At 70.7% G+C, this 17,732-nt stretch carries 20 protein-coding genes and 1 pseudogene; 10 read left to right on the top strand and 11 right to left on the bottom strand.

Annotated elements, in window-relative coordinates; translation table 11 throughout:
- Positions 1–199: 199 nt before the first annotated feature.
- Both AC3EQ1_RS00490 and AC3EQ1_RS00485 read right to left on the bottom strand, forming a co-directional pair.
- A complete protein-coding gene (locus AC3EQ1_RS00490; RefSeq protein ID WP_432092213.1) occupies positions 200–940 on the bottom strand; it encodes a hypothetical protein in 741 nt (246 codons plus the stop codon).
- Positions 924–1,496: an RNA polymerase sigma factor gene (locus tag AC3EQ1_RS00485; RefSeq protein WP_351515761.1), complete on the bottom strand. Its 573-nt coding sequence runs from the start codon at positions 1,494–1,496 to the stop codon at positions 924–926. The genes AC3EQ1_RS00490 and AC3EQ1_RS00485 overlap by 17 nt, the downstream gene beginning before the upstream one ends.
- A gap of 604 nt (positions 1,497–2,100) precedes the next feature.
- Between AC3EQ1_RS00485 and AC3EQ1_RS00480 the strand changes: the two genes are divergently transcribed.
- Both AC3EQ1_RS00480 and AC3EQ1_RS00475 read left to right on the top strand, forming a co-directional pair.
- Positions 2,101–3,747 carry a serine/threonine-protein kinase gene (locus AC3EQ1_RS00480; protein WP_432092212.1) on the top strand — a complete coding sequence of 549 codons (1,647 nt, stop codon included), beginning with the start codon at positions 2,101–2,103 and terminating at the stop codon, positions 3,745–3,747.
- 188 nt (positions 3,748–3,935) lie between these two features.
- Positions 3,936–4,247, top strand: a complete 312-nt coding sequence (locus AC3EQ1_RS00475) for a hypothetical protein (RefSeq protein WP_432092211.1) — start codon at positions 3,936–3,938, stop codon at positions 4,245–4,247.
- Between the two features lie 267 nt (positions 4,248–4,514).
- Here the strand turns inward: AC3EQ1_RS00475 and AC3EQ1_RS00470 are convergent, their stop codons facing one another.
- The 5 genes from AC3EQ1_RS00470 to AC3EQ1_RS00450 form a co-directional block, all read right to left on the bottom strand.
- Complete coding sequence (locus AC3EQ1_RS00470) at positions 4,515–4,703, bottom strand: hypothetical protein (protein ID WP_432092210.1); 189 nt, start codon at positions 4,701–4,703, stop codon at positions 4,515–4,517.
- The gene (locus AC3EQ1_RS00465) at positions 4,700–5,074 is read right to left on the bottom strand and encodes a DUF6415 family natural product biosynthesis protein (RefSeq protein WP_432092209.1); all 375 of its coding nucleotides are present in this window, start codon (positions 5,072–5,074) and stop codon (positions 4,700–4,702) included. The genes AC3EQ1_RS00470 and AC3EQ1_RS00465 overlap by 4 nt, the downstream gene beginning before the upstream one ends.
- A 3-nt stretch (positions 5,075–5,077) precedes the next feature.
- Entirely contained in the window at positions 5,078–5,617 is a 540-nt protein-coding gene (locus tag AC3EQ1_RS00460; RefSeq protein WP_432092208.1) for a hypothetical protein, read from the bottom strand.
- The gene (locus AC3EQ1_RS00455; protein WP_432092207.1) at positions 5,614–5,889 is read right to left on the bottom strand and encodes a hypothetical protein; all 276 of its coding nucleotides are present in this window, start codon (positions 5,887–5,889) and stop codon (positions 5,614–5,616) included. Before AC3EQ1_RS00455 ends, AC3EQ1_RS00460 begins: the two co-directional genes overlap by 4 nt.
- Positions 5,890–5,972: 83 nt before the next feature.
- Positions 5,973–7,199 (bottom strand): helix-turn-helix domain-containing protein, encoded by a 1,227-nt coding sequence (locus tag AC3EQ1_RS00450; protein WP_432092206.1) that lies wholly within the window; start codon positions 7,197–7,199, stop codon positions 5,973–5,975.
- Between the two features lie 63 nt (positions 7,200–7,262).
- On the opposite strand from AC3EQ1_RS00450, the gene AC3EQ1_RS00445 reads away from it, so the two are divergent.
- The 6 genes and pseudogenes from AC3EQ1_RS00445 (at position 7,263) to AC3EQ1_RS00420 (ending at position 13,283) form a co-directional block, all read left to right on the top strand.
- The gene (locus AC3EQ1_RS00445; protein ID WP_488187134.1) at positions 7,263–8,408 is read left to right on the top strand and encodes an NsdA family TPR-like regulatory protein; all 1,146 of its coding nucleotides are present in this window, start codon (positions 7,263–7,265) and stop codon (positions 8,406–8,408) included.
- Positions 8,409–8,533: 125 nt separating this feature from the next.
- Positions 8,534–9,586 carry a Zn-ribbon domain-containing OB-fold protein gene (locus AC3EQ1_RS00440; protein ID WP_432092204.1) on the top strand — a complete coding sequence of 351 codons (1,053 nt, stop codon included), beginning with the start codon at positions 8,534–8,536 and terminating at the stop codon, positions 9,584–9,586.
- Between the two features lie 246 nt (positions 9,587–9,832).
- Positions 9,833–10,237 (top strand): annotated as a pseudogene (locus AC3EQ1_RS00435) (MaoC/PaaZ C-terminal domain-containing protein); the annotation flags it as partial.
- A 218-nt stretch (positions 10,238–10,455) separates the two neighbouring features.
- Positions 10,456–11,622 carry a lipid-transfer protein gene (locus AC3EQ1_RS00430; protein ID WP_432092203.1) on the top strand — a complete coding sequence of 389 codons (1,167 nt, stop codon included), beginning with the start codon at positions 10,456–10,458 and terminating at the stop codon, positions 11,620–11,622.
- 63 nt (positions 11,623–11,685) lie between these two features.
- Positions 11,686–12,570 (top strand): DUF1906 domain-containing protein, encoded by an 885-nt coding sequence (locus AC3EQ1_RS00425; RefSeq protein WP_432092202.1) that lies wholly within the window; start codon positions 11,686–11,688, stop codon positions 12,568–12,570.
- 182 nt (positions 12,571–12,752) lie between these two features.
- Positions 12,753–13,283: a SigE family RNA polymerase sigma factor gene (locus AC3EQ1_RS00420; RefSeq protein WP_432092201.1), complete on the top strand. Its 531-nt coding sequence runs from the start codon at positions 12,753–12,755 to the stop codon at positions 13,281–13,283.
- A 30-nt stretch (positions 13,284–13,313) separates the two neighbouring features.
- On the opposite strand, the gene AC3EQ1_RS00415 is transcribed toward AC3EQ1_RS00420, so the two are convergent.
- From AC3EQ1_RS00415 to AC3EQ1_RS00400, 4 genes are all read right to left on the bottom strand, one after another.
- Complete coding sequence (locus AC3EQ1_RS00415) at positions 13,314–14,453, bottom strand: methyltransferase domain-containing protein (protein WP_432092200.1); 1,140 nt, start codon at positions 14,451–14,453, stop codon at positions 13,314–13,316.
- Entirely contained in the window at positions 14,440–15,336 is an 897-nt protein-coding gene (locus tag AC3EQ1_RS00410; RefSeq protein ID WP_432092199.1) for a radical SAM/SPASM domain-containing protein, read from the bottom strand. The genes AC3EQ1_RS00415 and AC3EQ1_RS00410 overlap by 14 nt, the downstream gene beginning before the upstream one ends.
- A 94-nt stretch (positions 15,337–15,430) precedes the next feature.
- The gene (locus AC3EQ1_RS00405; RefSeq protein WP_432092198.1) at positions 15,431–15,946 is read right to left on the bottom strand and encodes a hypothetical protein; all 516 of its coding nucleotides are present in this window, start codon (positions 15,944–15,946) and stop codon (positions 15,431–15,433) included.
- Positions 15,943–16,377: an ATP-binding protein gene (locus AC3EQ1_RS00400; protein ID WP_432092197.1), complete on the bottom strand. Its 435-nt coding sequence runs from the start codon at positions 16,375–16,377 to the stop codon at positions 15,943–15,945. The genes AC3EQ1_RS00405 and AC3EQ1_RS00400 overlap by 4 nt, the downstream gene beginning before the upstream one ends.
- 231 nt (positions 16,378–16,608) lie before the next feature.
- Between AC3EQ1_RS00400 and AC3EQ1_RS00395 the strand changes: the two genes are divergently transcribed.
- Together AC3EQ1_RS00395 and AC3EQ1_RS00390 are read left to right on the top strand one after the other, a co-directional pair.
- Positions 16,609–17,478 (top strand): helix-turn-helix domain-containing protein, encoded by an 870-nt coding sequence (locus AC3EQ1_RS00395; RefSeq protein WP_432092196.1) that lies wholly within the window; start codon positions 16,609–16,611, stop codon positions 17,476–17,478.
- Positions 17,471–17,707 (top strand): DUF397 domain-containing protein, encoded by a 237-nt coding sequence (locus AC3EQ1_RS00390; RefSeq protein WP_351515134.1) that lies wholly within the window; start codon positions 17,471–17,473, stop codon positions 17,705–17,707. The genes AC3EQ1_RS00395 and AC3EQ1_RS00390 overlap by 8 nt, the downstream gene beginning before the upstream one ends.
- Positions 17,708–17,732 lie beyond the last annotated feature (25 nt).

Here is a 17,732-nt window from a genome sequence, read left to right as displayed (position 1 = left end):
GCTGGTGTGGCCCGCGGGAACACCACGGAGCGCATCCGCGCGTTCGTCCGGGCCGCGTCGGACACCGCCGGGGCGCCGTCGAAGGCCGCCGGGGCGCCAACGGTCGCAGGGGTGTGCTGAACGGGTGCCTCCCGGGTGGGGGAGGCACCCGTTCCGTGCTGTTCCACCGTCCCTGTCGGCGGGCCGTCGGTCCGCCGGTTCAGGTGGTGGCCGTCAGCTCCTCGATGTGCCGGGCGAAGTCGGGCTCGGGGAGGGGCAGGTCGACCTCGTCGACGAACTCGACCGCTCCGGGGACGTAGTCGATGACCGCGCTGGTCGCGGCGCTCATGTGGACCCGGTCGGCGGCGAGGAGCCCCAGCAGGCGCAGGCTCAGGGCCAGGTCCGGGGTATCGCGGGGCCCGTTGTCGTCGCGCGCCGCATCCTCCGGGGAGGCCTGGGTGAACCACCAGTCCGCCTCCCAGGTCTCCCCGAGCGACATGTGGTGGAGGTAGAGGCAGTAGGTGGCGGCGGTGTCCCCGGCGCCCGCGGCGAACTGCCACCAGAAGCGGGCGCTGTCCTCCCGGGTGGCGAGTTGCAGGACACAGCCCAGCACGCGTGCGCCGTCCGGTTCGAGGATGCGCAGCGAGAGGAACGTCGACATCTGGTGCAGCGCGCCTTCCTGTTCCACGACCGCACGGCACAGGTTCTTGAGGTCGCGGGCGGCTTCGGCGCGGAGCTGCTGTTCCCAGCGGGGCAGCGGGCGGGAGGGTGCCGACGGGCGGGGCGGGCCGGTCTCGTCCCGGGCGTGCCGCATCTCGTCGTCGAAGGAGAGGGCTCCGTTCAGCATCCGGTCGACGGCCCGCACCGCGATCCGGATCTCGGCGGCTTCCAGTTCCGCTTCCGTATAGGGGCGCGGCTGCAGACGGGCTTTGGCCAGGGCGCGTTCAACGGGTGAGATCATTGGCGCTTCCCTTCCTGTTCAGGCCGAGCGTCTCCATGAGCCGACGTTTGGCGTAGCGGGCGGTGGAGCGCACACCGGGCTCGGTGATGCCGAGGATGTCCGCGGTCTCGGCGGTGGTGTGGTCCAGGCAGTAGCGAAGAACGATGACGTCGTGCTGTCGTTCGGGAAGTTTCCGGATGGCCTGGTATATCGACAGGCTCTCCTCGAGTTCGCCTATCGGATCGACGGCCCTGCACAGGGCCGTGGTCTCGAAGGCGGCGGTGTCCATGACGGTCGCCCGTCGGTTGCGGGCGCGGGCGAGGTCCAGGGTGCGGTTCTTCAGGACGACCCAGGCGTAGCCGGCCGGGTTCTCCTGGGCCAGAACGTCCGGCCAGGAGAGCAGCAGTTGCTCGAAGGCGTGGTCGGCGGCCTCTTCGGCGTCGTGCCGGTTGTTGTCGAGGTGCAGTTCCGCCCACCGGACGTAGGCGGGCCGCATGAGCTGGTGGAAGGCGCGGAAGTCGGCGGGCAGCCCGCCGGGCAGGAGAGTCACGTCGTTCGGGCGGGAGGTCCGGTTCATCGGTCTCCCCTCCGCCGGTCGCGCCCGTGGGTCCGGGCCAACTCGGAGACACCCAGGCGTACCCCGGCTGCGGCGGCGCGGCGCAGCAGGCGGTGTACGTCGGCACCGAATACGCGGGCCGCCAGCGCAACCATGACGAGGTCACCAGCGAGTTGAAGGTTCACGACGTTCGGGTCCTATCGGTGGTCGGTCGGAGTGACGGCCCCCGCCCCGGCACTCCAGAGGGCACCACGTGTGCTCTCCACCTCTATAGCGATCGGCAATGCCCGAACGTGCATGACCAGAGTCGAAAAACTTACGGAATGCACTCGTCCGGTTACGTGCAGGTAGCTTATGTTCGTGGAAGCGTGCGAGGCCGTGCGAGGCCGTGCGAGGCCGTGGGGGATTCCGGCGGCTTCTCCCCTCCCGCCGGGCGTCGGTTGCCCGGCGGATGGTCCACGGGCGCGGGCCCGGTGCGGGCCGTGTCAGGTACGGGCCGTAGCCCTCCCGGTGCCGAACGTCATGGCGGTCCCCGCGGGCCGGACGCGGATCCGGACGCTCCGCTTTCAGGGGCTATCGTGGCCGCGCCGCGTTTTCCGGCGGCCGTGCGAGAAGGGGGTCCGAGGTGTCCGATCCGGGGGCGCTCCTCGTCGGCCGGTACCAGTTGACCGAGTGCGTCGGCCGGGGCGGCATGGGGACGGTGTGGCGGGCCGAGGACGTGCTGCTCGGCCGGGACGTCGCCGTCAAGAAGCTCATCGTTCCCGCACACTTCGACGACCGCGAGATCCGGGTGCTGCAGGAGCGCATGCGCCGCGAGGCCCGCAGCGCGGCACAGATCACGCATCCCAACGTGGTCGTGGTCCACGATGTCGTCGACGACGACGGCCAGCCGTGCATCGTCATGGAGTACGTCCCCTCGGTCACCCTGGGCGGTGCGATCAAGGAGCGCGGCCGGCTGCCCGTCGGTGAGGCCGCCCGGATCGGCTCCGCCGTGGCCGCCGCGCTGCGGGCGGCCCACGACGTGGGCGTGCTGCACCGGGACGTGAAGCCCGCCAATGTGCTGCTCGGTTACGACGGGCGGACCGTCCTCACCGACTTCGGGATCGCGGTGTCCTCCGGGACACCCGCCCTGACGGCGACCGGCGAGTTCGTCGGGTCGATGGACTACGTGGCACCCGAGCGCCTCAGGAGCAAGCCGGCGAGTCCGGCCTCCGACCTGTGGGCGCTGGGGGCGACGCTGTACCACGCGGTGGAGGGCCGCCCTCCGTTCCGACGGGAGTCGGCCTTCGCGACCGCTCACGCCATCGCGTTCGAGGAGTTCGAACCGCCGCGCGAGGCCGGCGAACTGTCCTCGGTGATCGACGGGCTGCTGGCGAAGGAGGCCGGGGAGCGCCTGGACGCCGGGCGGGTCGAGGAGCTTCTGTCGCAGGTGGCGTCGGGGAGCGCGGCCCCCCGAACCGCGGCCGGTGCCCAGGAACCGCCGGCCTCCGCGACCCCGGCCGGGACGCACCCGGTGCCGGCGGCGGAGACCGTGGCCCCCGCGGCACCGGATTCCGGGACGCCGGTCGCGGATCAGCCGACTCCCCCGGCGCCGACAGCGCAGATATCCGCGGCACCGGACGCCACGGCCCCGTCCCGTGGGGCCCCACGGCGGCGCGGCCGGCGGGCGGCGCTGCTGTCCCTGGCCGTCGTCGTCCTCGCGGCGGCGGGCGCCGGCGGCGCTCTGCTGGTGAACAACTCCGGGGACACGGATGCCCCGCCGGCCACCAACAGCAGCTCCAGCACTTCCAGCAGCTCCAGCGGCTCCCCGCAGGCCGCCCCCTCGCCGGTGCCCGACGGCTTCCGGCTCCGCGAGCTGGGCAACGGCGCGTCCGTGCCGGTGCCGGACGACTGGAAGCGGACCGCCACCAGCAACGGCGAGATCGCCCATGTCGACCCCTCCCGCCTGGTGGGGCTCCGTATCGAGGCGAACCGGTTCGCCGGGACCGATCCGTTGAAGCACTGGCGGAACGTCGAGGAGGAGCAGACGCGCCGCGACAACCCGGACTACCAGCGGGTGCAGATGAACGCGACGACCTTCCGGGGGCAGCGGGCCGGCTACTGGGAGTTCACCTTCACCGGCAAGGTCCGGAAGTTCCGGGCCGTGGAGCTGGCCTTCAACGGCCCCGACGGCACCCGGTACGTGATCTTCCTCAGCGCCCCGGCGGAGTACTGGAGCAAGTACCGCCCGGTCTTCGACCGGACCGTCGACGGATTCCGCTTCCCGAAGTAGCGTCCTGGGGCCACCGGTTCGGGTGGTGCGGGAGAGGTTTGCCGGGAACTCCTCACGCCTGCGGGCGAATCGGAGCGGCGAGGCGATTCGGCGGGGGCCGGAGGGGCACCTTTGCCTCCGCGACGTCGTACCCGAGGCACCGGCCAACCGCCTCACAGCACCCTGTACTTCCCTTCTGGAGGACCTCCATGCCGAGCATCCGTACCGCACGCACTCTCGCCGCGGTCGCCTCGCTGCCCCTTGCCGCCGTGCTGTTCACCGGCGGGGCGCAGGCCGACGACGGCCCGGGTGCGGGCAACGGATCGAACGCCGGCACCGCCGGCATGGCCGAAAGCGGTGTGGCGGGCACCAACAGCGGCAACTCCACCACGACCCAGCAGGTGTCCACCGGCGCCGGGGCGTCGAACCAGAACAACTCCGCGGGCGTGGTCGGCCCCGGCCCGGCCACGGTCACCCAGTCCCAGACCGGCGCGACGGTCAACTTCTCCCAGATGAAGTGACCGCTTCTCCCGGATGACGTGCCCGGCTGACCGCTTCTCCCGGATGACGTGACCGGCAGCGATGAACCGACCCGCATGAACCGACCCGCATGAACCGTCCCGCATGACCCGGCCGAGGTGATCGGCTGCCTCCCAGCAGCCGTGCGGGGAGCGGGCGAGAGGCTGCACGACGACACCCCGAAGTCGTCGTGCAGCCTCTTTTTCGGCTCCGCTCGGGGCCACGGGCCCGCCGGCGGTTGAGGGGGGCCGGCCGCCGACGGGCCCTGTTCAGGTGCGCCGCCGCTGGTACACGGGGCCGCCGCTCGTGGCCGGGTCCAGGGGCCGGAGCCGGTAGATGTGCATGCAGTCGGGACAGGCGTAGAGGATGGCGCCGGGGCCGCTGCCGGTTTCGATCAGGGCGATGAGGGTGGGCCGATCGGTGCGGCCCTGGTGCCAGTTGCACGGCCGCTCGGTCATGACCCCTCCCGGTGCCGGTGGTGGACGAGCAGCCACTGGCAGTCGCGGGCGAGCTGGGTCACCTGGATGTGCGCGGCCAGGGGGCGGTCGCCGAGGTCTTGCTTCAACTGGCGCCGGATGCCGTCGAGCCGGGCCCGGCACTGGTACCACGTGAGGCTGCCGTGCCAGAGCCGGTCGGCGGCGGCCTCGGCATCGGGGAGCAGCAGGCCGATGTGTCCGCGGAGCAGTTCCTCCATCTCGGTCAGCTCGTCCATGACGAGTCGGCCGGTGCCGGTCCGCAGGGCGCGGTCGATCACCGCCTGGATGGTCTCCTGGTCAATGGCAGGCCGGGCAGTCGTCTGGTTCGGCGGTACTCCCTCGGTGGTCGTCACCGTTCAACGCCCCTCATACGTACTGGTTGCCCGTACGGCGGCGAACGCGCCGTACAGATCCGCGCCGTCCGTCAGCGCGAGATCGTTCCGTGGCGGAGTGATCCAAGAGCAGCCGTCGCACGAGTGCGGGGAGACGACCGCGGGGTGCGGGACGTCGACGTGGTCGGCGTGCCGGAGGACGAATGCGCCCGGTAGGTCCCAGTCGTCGACCGAGCCTGTCGGCACGAACACCTTGATGTGGCTCCGCTGCTGGAGAACCGGCCCGATCGTGATCCCGAGGGTGCGCAGCTGCCGGAGGACCTGGATCCCCTCGTGCCGGGAGAACCGAACGACGTCCCATGCGTACCCCACGGGAACGCGGGCGAGCATTCCTCGATCCCATGCGAGAGCGGCAGCGTCGCGTCCCCCGCCGGTGAGTCGGAGCCAGCCGAGCTCGGACAATCCGTCGAATCCACCGGCGGCGTCGGCGAGGCTCGCGCGGCGGAGCCGGTCCGGGAGGGTGCGCTTCGGTGTGCGTTGCGGCAACGGTTCGAGGTCACTCATGCTTCGCTCACCTCCGCGTCGGTGGCCGGAGTGAGGGAGCCGGCGAGCAGCCGACCGAGTTCGCCGTGCAGCGCGACCGCCTCGTCATGTGTCATGACGAGGTCGCCTTCGCCGATGAGGTGTCCGTTGTTGCCGACCGAGAGCGGTAAGGCGATCCGCCCGGCCTCAGTGCGCCGTAAGCCGCCGTTCGTCGCCCGATCGATCCGTACGCCTTGCGAAGGGTTCGCGGTCATGCGCGTCGCCCTTCGCCGTCGCTGCTGGGTAACCGTCATGTCACAGACGGTAGAAGCGCAACGGGGATGCGACCCGGAATGGTCTTCCGGGTCGCTTCCGGTTCCGGGTTGTGGGTTGCGCTCTACGCGAGCACTCCGACATGCTCGGCGATCGCGTGTACCTCGCGCCGCATCTGTGGCCGGGACCGTTTGAGCAGCCCCTGCACCGCCTCCCGTACGAGCGGGAAGTACCGGATCTCCTCCGGGCTCGCCTCCTTGATCTGTCGCAGCATGAACAGCGTGCCGAAGTCGTCGCCCGTCAGTCGGTGCGCGTGCATCACCTCGACGAGGTACCGGGTCGTCCGTTCGAGCGGCAGCACCCCGCCGGGCTCCGGCACCTCGACATCGTCGGCCAGCCGCAACGCCTCTTGCGCGTCGCCCTCTTCGGCGGCGAGGTGCACCCCGTGCATGCTCACGTTCGTCGGGCCGAATGAGGTGTGAAAGTCGTTCCGGTCGGCTCCCAAGCGCTCGGCGACGGTCCTCGCCTTGGTGAGCAGTTCCCATGCGGTCGGTGCCTTGCTGTCCCGTACGGCGGCGATCACGCCGATGAGATGCAGAGCCCCGTATGCGCTGAGGTGCTGGGGAGTGGCTTCCCGGTCCGGTCGGCAATGGGCGATGGTCTGCCACGCGAGCTCGAGCGAGTCGGCGACTTCGCCCGAGCTCGTCAGGATGCCGCAGACGTTCCACGCTGCTGCGGCGATCAGCGCGGGATCGCCGGTCTCATCGGCGATCTGCATCGCTCGGTCCGCCGCCCGCAGCGACAGCTTTCGTTCGCCGACCCGCCGCAGGAACACCTGATGGAGGTGGAGCAGCGACACCAGTGCGTGCGTAGCGGCGATCTCCTCCTCGCCGCGTACCTGGCGCAGGGTTGCATAAGCCTCGGCGAGCAGCCCGGGGAGGGCGGCACCGACGGGTGCGTACCGCTCGGTCTGAGTCTCGTAGACGCCCCACGCCTCGGCGACGCGCTCGCTCAGCTGCTGCGCAGTGAGGGCGTCCCCGGGCAGTCCGACTCCGAGCAGCGACGGCGGCATGTTGAGTGCGCCCCGAATGCGTGGCACCGACGGGTGCTCGGGGCCGCCCACGAGGCTCAGGTCGATCGCCGGGCCGACGAGGTCGGCGACGTTGTCGAGGCCGAGTTCGCGGGCGATCCGGATGAGCATGGACAGGCTGTCGATCTGGATGACATTGCGCTCGACCTTGCTCATCCAGTCCTCGGAACGGCCGACAAGCCCGGCGAGCGCCGACTGTGAAAGCCCCACGCCGCTGCGGGCACGGCCGCGGTAGTACTGGATTCGCTCCCCGGTGGTCATCACTGATGGATTGATCAGTACGGCGGGGTTTTGCGCAGGGGCGGTTCTTGCGGATCCGGACCGGTGGGAGGTGGGGCGGGGTTAGTCATCTCCTCGGTCCGGGTAGCGCATCTTGGGTTACGTCTCGGGCCCGATCCAGTGGACATGCTGTGCCGACTCGGGGAGGCAGACATCCGACGCCGCAAACTCCTCACCTCCGCCGTCTACTCCGTTGCCGCCGCCGGGCTGCCCCTCGGTGCCGAGCAGGCGATCGAGTACCAGGAGCGCGCCCGTGCCGGACGCCGTCGCGCCGGGTGGGCCGAGATCGAGGCGGTGCGGGACATGACCAGCCTGTACACCGCCATTGACGAGCGGCACGGCGGACAACACGGCCGGTCCGCCGTCGTGCAGTACCTCACGAGCGATGTCGCCGCCCTGTGCCGCGCGGAGTTCGCGAGCGACCGGGACCGGTCGGCCATGCTGTCCGCGGCGGCCGAGGTGGCGTACCTGTGCGGGTGGAAGGCGTACGACGCCTCCGAGCACGGGCTCGCGCAGCGCTACTACCTGCAGGCGTACAGCCTCACCCGCGAGGCCGGGGACGACCCGCACAGTGCGTTCATCCTGCGGATTCTCGCGCACAACGGCATGGACATCCGGCGGCCGGAGCACACGCTCGCCCTCGCCGAGGCGGCGCTTTCCCGGGTGAAGGGGAAGGCCGACCCGGCAACCGAGGCCATGTTCGCCGTCACCCGGGCCCGGGCTCTGGCGGTCGCGGGGCGTGGGCGCGAGGCCGTCGCGCAGACGAAGGAAGCGCAGGACCTGGTGCTGCGTGGTGAGGAGGCCGCGCTCCCGAGGTGGGCGGCGCTGTGGGGGTCGGCACGGGCATGCGTCTCCTCGCACAGCGCGAAGACGCTGAAGGCGCTGGGCGACCACGCGAATGCCGAGCGCCACTACGCGGCAGCCGCGCGCGGCCGGAGCGTCGCCCAGCAGCGGATCAACGCGCTGACGATCGCGGCGCAGGCCGAACAGCAGGCGGCGCAGGGGCACGTCGAGCAGGCCTGTCACACGTGGGGGCAGTCGTTGGACCTGCTGGAGGGGGTGCGCTCGGCTCGGGCCGTGGACGCCGTGTCGGGGATGCGGCGGCAGGTGCGGGCGCTGTCCCGGAACGGCGCACGCGCAGTCGCCGACCTGGATGAGCGCGCGAGGAGCTGGCAGTTGGCGTACGCGTAGGAACGCAAGCGTCCGACGTCGTCAGCCGTCGGTGCCGCTCATCCCCAGCCCTTGACACCCCCCACTATCTGACGGACAGTCAGAAAAATGCGTTCTCGGGTACGGAGGCCGGGAAGGGGTGGGCGGTGACCGAGCCGAGCGCCGGTGACGGCAAGGGCGTCGAGGGCGCCGAGGTCCCCGATGGCACGGGTGGGCATGGAGAGCCCGCCGCGACGCACGACGAGCTCCACCAGCGGCTCGTGGCCTACGTGGGGCGCCCGGCGACGGTCGGCGGGGAGGGCCGGGATCCCGTCAACGAGCCGATGATCCGGCACTGGTGCGAGGCGATGGGCGACAGCAGCGCCGCCTATCCGGCTGTCGCGCCCCCGGCCATGCTCCAGGCGTGGACCATGGCGGGGCTCTCCGGGCACCAGGGCCGTTCCACGGTGTTCGACGAGCTGTTCGCGCTGCTCGACGACGCCGGGTTCACCTCGATCGTCGCCACCGACTGCGAGCAGGAGTATCTGCGTCCGCTCCGTCCCGGGGATCTGATCGGCTACGACTCCGTCATCGAAGCGGTGTCGCCGCGGAAGACCACCAAGCTGGGCACCGGGCACTTCATCACCACCCGGATGGAGATCCGCGCCGGGGGCGAGCTCGCGGGCACCCACCGGTTCCGGGTCCTCAAGTACGCCCCCGCCCGGAAGCCGCCCGTCCCGAAGCCGCCCCCGGCCCGCCGTCCCCGCCCGGTGATCAACGCGGACAACCAGGGGTTCTGGGACGGGGTCGACCGGCGCGAACTGCTGGTCCAGCGCTGCACCGGCTGCGGGGCACTGCGCTTCCCCTGGCTGCCCGGCTGCAACGGCTGCGGCTCCGGGAAGTGGGACACCGTGGCGGCGTCAGGCGCCGGGAGCGTCTATTCGTACGTCGTGATGCACCATCCGCCGTTCCCCGCCTTCTCCGCGCAGCCCGGAGGGGCCACCGGAACGGCGGCCGGTGGAGCGACCGGCGGGGCGGGGCCCTACGCGGTCGCCCTGGTGGAGCTGGCGGAGGGCGTGCGGATGATCAGCAACATCACCGGGGTGCCGTACGACGAGGTGCGCGTCGGGATGCCGGTCGAGCTGGAGTTCCTGGAGGCGGACGAGGAGTTGACCCTGCCCGTGTTCCGGGCGGTGGGGGACGGCCGCGGAGCAGGGTGACGGCGCGGGATCGGACCCCGGGCCGCGCGACGACGCCGCTCGGGAAAGAGAGACGCCGCTCCGGAGAGAGACACCGCTACCGGCACCACCACCTGGCACCACCGCCGCCGCGCCAAAGCAAGGACCCGGCACCACCACCCGGAAACAGGCCCCGGAACAAGGACCCGGCCCCGTCATCACGTCGTCCCGTCATCCCGCCGCCCCCGCCCCCGGCCCCGTAGCCGCCCCGCCGACGAAGGAGTCCGTGTGACCGTCCGTGCCACCGCCGGCCCGTGCGCCGGTGACGAACTGCCGCCGCTGACCGTGCCGGTCACCCGGACGCTGATCGTCGCCGGGGCGATCGCCTCCCGCGACTTCCAGGACGTCCACCACGACGCCGAGGCGGCCCGGGCGAAGGGCTCGCCCGACATCTTCATGAACATCCTCACCACCAACGGCCTGGTCGGCCGGTACATCACCGACCACTTCGGGCCGCGGGCGCGGCTGCGGAGGATCGCCATCCGGCTCGGGGCGCCCAACTACCCCGGGGACACGATGGTGCTCAGCGGCACCGTCACCGCCGTGCACGACGGGACCGCCGAGGTCCGGCTCGTCGGGGCCAACGGTCTCGGCCACCATGTCACCGGCACCGTGACCGTCGAGCTGCCGGACGAGCCCCTGGCGGAGGGGGCGCGGTCGGGGCTGAGGGGCGCCCCGGCGGAGCAGCCACAACTGCCGGACCAGCTCCCGGACCAGCAACAACTCCCGGACCAGCTGCCGGATCAGCAACAACTCCCGGACCAGCTGCCGGACCAGCAACCGCGTGCCCAGCAGCAACCACCGGCTCTGCGGAACCGGCCCGAACCGCCCGCCCCGTCGGAGCGTGCCCGGTGAGCCTCCGTAGCCGTGACGCCCTCGGTGGCCGGGCCGCCATCGCCGGCATCGGTGCGACCGAGTTCTCCAAGGACTCGGGGCGCAGCGAGCTGACCCTAACGGTCGAAGCCGTGCGGGCGGCCCTGGACGACGCCGGGCTGTCCCCGGGTGATGTGGACGGGCTGGTCACGTTCACCATGGACACCAGCCCGGAGGTCACCGTCGCCCAGGCGGCCGGCATCGGGGAGCTGTCCTTCTTCTCCCGGGTCCACTACGGCGGCGGGGCGGCCTGTGCCACCGTGCAGCAGGCCGCGCTGGCGGTGGCGTCGGGGGTGGCGGAGGTCGTCGTCTGCTACCGCGCGTTCAACGAGCGGTCGGGGCGCCGCTTCGGCTCCGGCGTGCAGCACCGGGCCCCCACGGCGGAGGGCGCCGCGCTCGGCTGGGTGCTGCCGTTCGGGCTGCTGACCCCCGCCTCCTGGGTCGCCATGGCCGCGCGGCGGTACCTCCACACGTTCGGGCTCACGCCCGAGGTCTTCGGGGAGGTCGCCGTGGCCGGGCGCCGGTACGCGGCGACGAATCCGGCCGCCCACTTCCACGGCCGGCCGATCACCCACGCCGAGCACGCCGCGTCCCGCTGGATCGTCGAGCCGCTGCGCCTGCTCGACTGCTGCCAGGAGACCGACGGCGGCCAGGCGCTCGTGGTGACGTCCGTGGAGCGCGCCCGGGACCTGCCGCAACCGCCCGTGGTGATCACCGCCGCCGCCCAGGGGGCCGGCCGCGCCCAGGAACAGATGACCAGCTTCTACCGGGACGATCTGAGCGGGCTGCCCGAGGCCGGGGTGGTCGCCCGCCAGCTGTGGCGGACCGGCGGCCTGGGGCCCGGCGACGTCGATGTGGCGATCCTCTACGACCACTTCACGCCGTTCGTGCTGATGCAGCTGGAGGAGTACGGGTTCTGCGGCCCGGGGGAGGGGGCGGAGTTCATCGCCTCCGGGGCGCTGCCGGTCAACACGCACGGCGGCCAGCTCGGCGAGGCGTATCTGCACGGGATGAACGGCACAGCCGAGGCGGTCCGGCAACTCCGGGGAACCGCCGTGAACCAGGTGCCGGGCGCCGCGCGGGCCCTGGTGACCGCGGGAACGGGGGTTCCGACCTCGGGGCTGGTGCTTGGTACGGACGGCTGACATCGGGCTCCGGTGTCGCGTGTCTGACGGTGCTTCAGGTCCCGCGGATCGTTCACTCCCCGTATGGGACGACGAACGAAGATCATTCAATATGCCGCCGCGCTCCTGATGGCGCTGGCCGCGATCCTCGGCGGGCTCTTCGGCGGACCGGCCGCGGCGGCCAAGGACGGCGCGGCCGGACCCGCGTCGGCCAAGGACGGCGCCGACGAGGGGGACCCGCTGGCGCCGGACGTGGAGGTCTTCACCGGCCGGGGGTTCGACACCTGCGAGGCCCCGTCGCTGGGCGCGATGAGCGCCTGGCGGAAGTCCCAGTACCGGGCCGTCGGCGTCTACATCGGCGGCCGTGGCCGGGCCTGCAAACAGCAGGTCAACCTGGGGCCGCGCTGGGTGCGGAGCGTGCACGACGAGGGCTGGAGCATCCTGCCGCTGTACGTCGGGTCGCAGTCCCCCTGCGTGCACAGCGGCGGCAAGCAGAACGTGATCATCGACGCCGAACCCTGGTACCAGGGCGCCGAGGAGGGGCGGGACGCGGTGCTGAGCGCCGTCGCCCTCGGCATGCGCGAGAACAGTCCCATCTACCTCGACATGGAGGCGTACGACCAGCACGACCCCGAGTGCGCGGACACCACGCTCTCCTTCGTCCAGGGCTGGAACAACGAGGTCCGCCGCCAGGGCTTCCTGCCGGGCTTCTACAGCAGCTCCACCTCCGGCGTGCGGCACATGGACACCATGCGGGCGTCCGGCGTGCAGGACCTGCCCGAGATCATGTGGTTCGCCCGCTGGGACATCCCGGGATCGGTGGAGGACGAGCCGTCGCTGGCCGACGACGCCTGGACCCCGCACCGCCGGATCCACCAGTACGCGGGCAACGTCACCGAGGAGTACGGCGGGGTGACGATGAAGATCGACCGCAATATGGTGGACGCGCCCGTCGCGGTCATCGATTGACCCCGGGCCGTATGTCCCTCCGCCGGCCGGAGTCCACCCGGCGCGCCGCCCCCCGACTCCGGGGGCCCGGACCTCCACCTGAGGGAGGTCGGAGCCGCCGCGGCCGTACAACCTGAGGCTGATCCCCCTTCGGCACCTCCGGCCGATCCCCGCACACCCCCCTCGCTCCTAGCGTTGTGCGCATGACCACGCCTGTCTGCACCAGCGCATCCGCTGCCGTGTATCCGTCCTTCTCGTCGTACGTGCGAGCCCGCGGACCGGTGCTGCTGCGCACCGCCCGCTCGCTGACCGCCAACCCGTGCGACGCGGAGGACCTGCTGCAGACCGCGCTGACCAAGACGTATCTCGCGTGGGAGCGGATCGAGGACCACCGGGCGCTCGACGGGTACGTCCGCCGGGCCCTGGTGAACACCCGGACCTCGCAGTGGCGCAAGCGCAAGGTCGACGAGTTCGCCTGCGACGACCTCCCGGAGCGGGAGACCGTCCCGGCCCCGGACCCGGCCGAGCACCAGGTGCTGCGGGACGCGATGTGGCGGGCGATCCTCCGGCTGCCCGACCGCCAGCGGGCCATGGTCGTCCTCCGCTACTACGAGGACCTGAGCGAGGCCCAGACCGCCGAGCTGCTGGGGGTCTCGGTCGGCACGGTCAAGAGCGCCGTCTCACGGGCCCTGTCGAAACTGCGCGACGACCCGGAGATCGGCCACGCGGCCTGACGTCCGCTGGGGCATTCCTCGGTGAGGTGATCAGCTCAGCTTCACATGCCAGTCGCCCCGGGCGATGATCGTCGTCCCGTCCGGCTTGATGAAGACCTGCGCGCCCCGTACCGGTAGCTCGCCATGGGTGAGCCAGTGGCTACGGCATGCGTCGAGCAGGTGCCACAGGCGCCGTGGTCCGCCCTGGTGGATCGTCGGCCACGAGTCGCCCACCGAGGTAGCGCGGACCCACGAGCCGTCGGGGTGGGCCATGATCGCGCCGCGTTCCTCGCCGTGCTCCCAATACTCGTGCTCGATCCCGGGCGCCGTGAGCTCGAGCATGCTCGACAGGTCCCACGCGTTCGCCACGTCGACAACCGGGTACTGGCCGACGCACACCTCGTCGCCGTCGGAGCTCTTCGCGATGGTGCGCACGTTTTCCGCACCGGGCGGATAGTCGCTGTGGGAACGAGCGTGCATGAATCCGGCCCGGTCCCACTCCACACGGCCCGTGGCGCCCCCGTCGGGGTCCTTCTCCGCCGTCACGAGCAGTGACGTGCCCGCAAGGGTGGTCACCAGCCGGCCACCGGAGCACAACGCGGTGAGCCAGCTCGCGGGTACCTTCCGCACAGCGACCGTGGCCACGATCCGATCGAACGAATCGGGGTCGAAGGGGAGATCGCCGGTGGCGTCGAGTGCCTTCACCGTGGGGTTCAGGCCCGCGTGCGCGAGTCGTTCCCGGGCTGCGGCGACCAGGTAGTGGTCGACGTCCACGCTGGTCACCTGCTCGTTGCCCAGCCGTCGGGCGGCGAGGGCGGCCCCGTACCCGCTACCGGTGCCCACATCCAGCACATGGTCGTCGTCATCGATGCGGGCGTGCTGGAACATCTGCACCACCAGACTCGGCAGGGTGGCGGAGGACGTAGGGCGGCCCTTCGGCCGGTCGCCAGGGTCGGCTCGGTCGGCGTGCCACTGTCCTACGCGGGTGACGAGCGAGGCGTCGCGGTACGCGGCGCGTTGCCACGCCTCGGGGTCACTCTGCCCGTCGTGCAGTTCCCACCCTTCGGGGCCCCGTTCCCACCAGCGGGGGATGAACTCGTGCCGCGGGGTCGTGGCTACGGGTCCGCGCCATCGGGAATGACGGTTGGTGGCGGCTTCGGCGAGGCCGGCGGCGGCGTCAGACCAGTTCACGCGTAGCTCCAGAAGGCAGGGGCGCGGGGACGAAGGAGTACTTCGGGTTGCACGCGGTCGTGTTGGCAGGATTGCAGTCGCTCGAGTCGTCCGGCGGGCATCCGCCGGCGCTCGGCTCGGGCACGGTGGCGGCGAGCCCGGCCCACCGGTCGCTGTGCAGGATCGCGGCGAGGCGCTGCTCACGGACGTTCCCGGCGATCATGAAGCGCGAGAGGATGCAGCCGGATACGTCCCCGTCGGGGGAGACCGATACGCGGTGGCGGAAGCAGTGCCCGCACAGTTCGCCGGTGCTGGGCTCGGTCTTGCTCTGGTCCGCGGCGCGGCCGACCTTCCGCGCGCGGTCGATCTGGATGCGTTCGACGCCGAGTCGGCGCAGGTCGGCTGCCGCCTGGTCGACTCGCTGCCCGTCGATGACCTCGACGATGCCGGCGCGCATCGGGATGCCGAGGCGGACGGCTTCGCGGATGTTGGCGCGGGTGCGTTGGAGACTGCCGCGGGAGCGGGTGATCTGCTCGTGCTGCTGGGTGTCGTCGCTGTAGTAGCTGGTCGCGAGGCAGACACCCTTGCGGTTGAGGGAGTTCCACAGGGTGGGGCGAACGTGCGTGAGGTTCGAATAGACCTCGACCCCGAGGCCGGCGTCGAGGGCCTGGTCGATGAACGCGGGCAGGTTCGGCGAGAGGGTCGGTTCTCCTCCGATGAACTGGACCATCGGAATGCCGAGCTCGGCGATATCGGCGATGACCTGGGTCCAGTGCTCGGCGGTCATGGCGCCGGAGGGCGTCTGCGGGCTGCTTCCGGTGCAGCAGTGCGTACAGCTGAGCTGGCAGGTGCCGGTGATCTCGCACTCCACGGACTTGACGCCGGGTAAGGCGTTGGCGGTCATGGGCGTTCCCTTCGGTTGGTTGGGTGATCTGTGGTGGCCTCGTGGGTGGCGGTGCTGTCCGGTGGCCGTCACCCCCGAGGCCGGTCGGGGTGGTTCAGAGGATGAACGGGGCACAACAGGGGACTGCGGGCCCGGCCCCTCCGGGGCCGGTGCGGACTCCGGTGACGCCGATGAGGACGCGCCCGGCCTGAGTGGCGCGGTACAAGTAGGCCTCCGTCTGCCACTGGGACGAGCCGGCCGGCAGGGGGTCGAGCCCCAGCGTGATGCCGACTCCTGCGGCCTGGGCGGCCCTGCGCCACTGTGCGCCGGGAGGCGGGACGCGGAGCAGGTAGTCGTCGTGCCCGTAGTCGAGTGCGACCGCGTCGCGGCGCATGACGAGTGGGCTGCCCGAGGTGGTCACGCACTCGTTGGGCGGTGTCAGCCCCAGGCCGGCGGCGATGGCGCGCATGCCCGAGTCGATGCCGGCGGAGCCTTCCTGCTCCTGTGGTTCGGGATGCGTGACGAGCAGGATGGGCGAGGGGAGCCCATTGGGCGGGGCGAGCAGCCACGTGGCGACCGTGACGCGCGCTAGGAAGTCGGCTCCCGGCAGCGGTGCCGTTGGGCTGGTCACCTGCTCACTTCCGCCCAGACGATCTTTCCGAACGGACGCTCGTCCACGCCCCACTTCGTGAGAGCGTCCACGATGAACATCCCGCGTCCACGCTGCCGTTCCTCGGACGCCGGTTTGAAGTGCGGGTGCCTGCGCACCGGATCGTGAACCTCGATGCGGACCCGGTCGGCCGTCACCGTGAGGATCAATGCGAGAGAGTCGCCCGGCTCCGTCCCGTACCTGATCGAGTTGGTCACCAGCTCGCTGGTGACCAGGACGACGGAGTCAACGTGGTTATCGGGTGCGCCTGGCGCGTGGTAGGCGATGAACTCACGCACGAACTCGCGTGCAGCTCTGGCCGCTTGGGGCTCGCCGCTCAACACCAGGATGGGAGGTGGTCCCAAGGGCGGTGTGTGACAGGCGGGGAGCCTGTCCCGCTGTGGCTCGATCATCGGCATCCCTCTGCTTGCGGGGTGACTGGCGGGCGCCCTTGGGATGGGCGCGCATGACCATGCGTGATCAACAGATCGTGAACTGATGACTGCTCAGCGCGACCTTGCTCCCACCATGCTCCTATCTGTGCCGACTCCGCAACATTGTAAGAAGAGACCGCAGGAATCTTGGAACGTGAGTTCCCTTCGCGGCTCTGCCTGCGCCTCGCAACGTTGTGTCAGAATCCACACATGGCCACTGCACAGACATCACCGCCGGTCCTCAGGCGGCGACTTGGAGGGTTGCTGCGCCGCTACCGCAAGGAGTCCGGCCGTACCCTCGCGGAGGCTGCAAACGCTCTCGGGTGGGAGAACACGCGACTCAGCCGCGTCGAGACCGGCCAGTACCAGATCAAAGCCGAAGAGGTATCAACCCTCTTGCGCTCGTACGGTGTTGCGCATCAGGAGACCCTCGCGGAGGTGGCCGGCGTCATCAACTCCGGCCACCGTGCATGGTGGGCTGCCTACGCTGACATCCTGCCGAGGACTTACGCAGACAGCATCGCGCTCGAGTCCGAGGCGGTATTGATCCGCTGCTACTTCCCGCAGCTCATCCCTGCCCTGCTCCAAACGCCAGCGTATGCGCACGCGATCATCTCAAGTTCGCCTCGCGCTGCCACACAGCGAACCGCTACAGCGCTCGTGCAGGTGAGGCAGGCTCGTAAAGAGATCCTGACCAGACCTGCTGGGCCTACTGAACTGCGTACGGTGATTGACGAGTCCGCGCTGTATCCGCGGGCGGGGTCGGCGTCCGACCTGATGCGCGACCAACTTCTCAGTCTGCTCGACATGTCGGAGCGAGAGAACGTCACACTTCGGGTTATGCCACTGGACGCCCCCGTTCACTCGGGATTGACCAGCAACATGACGATCATGGACTTCCGTAGGCCTTGGCCGTCCCTGGTCACGGTTGACCACACCCGGGGTGGCGTCTTCCTCGAAGACTCGGAAGACGTGACCGCGTTCACGGAAGTGTTCGATGCCGTCTGTGAATCCGCTCTGCCTTCCGACCAATCCCGCGATCTGATCAAGAAGTACATGAAGGGAACACCACATGCCTGAGACGGCCGCGGTCCGTGCTGCCGACTTGCCTGGAGCTGCCTGGTTCAAGTCCTCTTACAGCGGCTCCGACCAGTCACAATGCGTCGAGGTGGCAGACATCCGCCCGACCCATAGCCGTGTGGCTGTACGAGACTCCAAGGACCCTGCGGGGCCAGTGCTTCTCTTTGCCCCTGATCAGTTCGCCGCGTTCGTGGCCGAGGTCTGTGCCACCGAGTACAACGCCATCTGAAGCGCGCTGGACCTGCGGATGGGCA

The sequence above is a fragment of the Streptomyces sp. bgisy100 genome, from assembly GCF_057709105.1.
The sequence above is the reverse complement of the archived record's forward strand: the minus strand, read 5'-3'. Positions and strand labels throughout refer to the sequence as shown.